This is a genomic window from Aminobacter sp. P4_H6_2, assembly GCF_056400805.1.
Genome location: NZ_JBFUKO010000970.1, coordinates 1 through 1,343 on the forward strand (window position 1 = coordinate 1; position 1,343 = coordinate 1,343).

The 1,343-nt window shown below is 66.4% G+C and carries 2 protein-coding genes; both read right to left on the minus strand.

Features of this window, described 5'->3' with window-relative positions; genetic code table 11:
* The coding region (locus AC1DUU_RS32155) for an enoyl-CoA hydratase/isomerase family protein (RefSeq protein WP_476787339.1) at positions 1 to 831 on the minus strand (831 nt) is incomplete at its 3' end.
* 6 nt (positions 832 to 837) lie between these two features.
* A complete protein-coding gene (locus tag AC1DUU_RS32160; protein ID WP_476787340.1) occupies positions 838 to 1,233 on the minus strand; it encodes a RidA family protein in 396 nt (131 codons plus the stop codon).
* Between the last annotated feature and the right edge of the window lie 110 nt (positions 1,234 to 1,343).

Genomic DNA, 1,343 nt, shown 5'->3' on the forward strand with positions numbered 1-1,343 from the left:
ACGTTCGGCGAAGAACACATGGCGGAGCGCTGCGGATTCCGCGGAATCGCGCAGCCGAACGAAGGTCGCGCGCTCGTCGGCGAGGCCTTGCCTGAGGTCGACCTGTGCGGCTGCCTTGACGAGGCGGACGGCCTCGGCGGGCGCGGCCTGGCCGCGTGCCTTGGACAGGATCTTTTTCGCTGCGGCATCGACGGCCGCCGGTTCGGTGGCTGGGACTTCCAACAGGCCGGTGCGGCGCAGCGGCGCGCTGGCGAGATCGTGGACGAGGCTGAGCGCTGCGTCGAGATGATCGTTTGAAACGCCATCGACAAGACCGAGTGTCAGCGCTTCGGTCGCCTTGACCGCACGGCCGCTGCCGATCAGGTCGATCGCGGCGACGGTGCCGATCAGGCGCGGCAGGCGCTGGGTGCCGCCGGCSCCCGGCACAATCCCAAGCTTGACCTCGGGCATGCCGAAGCTCGCTTTGTCGCCGGCGATGCGGCCATGGCAGGCGAGCGCGATTTCGCAGCCGCCGCCGAGCGCGGCGCCATTAACCGCAGCGACCACCGGCTTGCCGAAGCCTTCGATGCGCTCGATGACTTCGGGCAGCGACGGTTCGACCGGGGGCTTGCCGAATTCCCTGATGTCGGCGCCGCCGACAAAGGTTCGGCCAGCGCCTGTGATGACGATGCCGACCACTATGCTCGATGCGGCGGCGTGGTCGAGCGCCTTGACCAGCCCCTGGCGGACATGCGCCGAAACCGCATTGACCGGCGGATTGTCGATGGTGACGACAAGCACGCCGTCGCTCAAGCTGCCCGTAACGCTCTCGGAAAACCGCGTCGCGCTCATATGGCCTTACTCGGGAATGACGGCGGTGGCCTGGATCTCGATCTTGGCGCGGTCCTCGACCAGCGCCACGACCTGCATGGCGGCCATGGCCGGGAAATGCCGGCCGATGACGTCGCGATAGGCCTGTCCAAGGCCGCGCAGGTTTTCGGTGTATTCCTTCTTGTCGGTGAAATACCAGGTCATCGTGGTGATGTGGTGCGGCTCGGCACCGCCGGCGCGCAGCACGGCGACGACGTTTTCAAGCGTCTGACGCACCTGGCCGACGAAGTCGTCGGTCTCGAATTCGCAATTGCCATTCCAGCCGATCTGGCCGCCGACGAAGACCGTGYGACCGCTGGCTGCGACGCCGTTGGAGTAACCGATCGGCTTCGCCCATCCCTCGGGCTGCAGGATTTCATGCATCTGATGTCTCCAGAAGTTTTTCGAGCGCGGCACGGATGTCGTCCGGCCAGGCGAGCGATTTGTGGGTGTCGAGCGACGTTGCAACGACGCTGTGGCGAGCGCTCCAGAGC